General features: G+C 50.9%; 1 rRNA gene. It reads left to right on the top strand.

What is annotated here, in order from left to right:
* Nucleotides 1-552, top strand: a 23S ribosomal RNA gene (locus GCN78_RS28895); the annotation flags it as partial.

Here is a 552-nt window from a genome sequence, read left to right on the forward strand (position 1 = left end):
ATAGGGAAGCCGTAGAGAAATCGAGTCCGAATAGGGCGATCAGTCGCTGGGTGTAGACCCGAAACCAAGTGATCTACTCATGGCCAGGATGAAGGTGCGGTAACACGCCCTGGAGGTCCGAACCCACTAATGTTGAAAAATTAGGGGATGAGCTGTGGGTAGGGGTGAAAGGCTAAACAAACTTGGAAATAGCTGGTTCTCTCCGAAAACTATTTAGGTAGTGCCTCAAGTATCACCATCGGGGGTAGAGCACTGTTATGGCTAGGGGGTCATTGCGACTTACCAAACCATTGCAAACTCCGAATACCGATGAGTGCGAGCTTGGGAGACAGACGTCGGGTGCTAACGTCCGGCGTCAAGAGGGAAACAACCCAGACCGCCAGCTAAGGTCCCAAAGATTGGCTAAGTGGAAAACGAAGTGGGAAGGCTAAAACAGTCAGGATGTTGGCTTAGAAGCAGCCATCATTTAAAGAAAGCGTAATAGCTCACTGATCGAGTCGTCCTGCGCGGAAGATGTAACGGGGCTAAGCCAGTCACCGAAGCTGCGGATAT

The organism is Janthinobacterium rivuli (assembly GCF_009208735.1).
Taxonomy (GTDB): domain Bacteria; phylum Pseudomonadota; class Gammaproteobacteria; order Burkholderiales; family Burkholderiaceae_D; genus Janthinobacterium.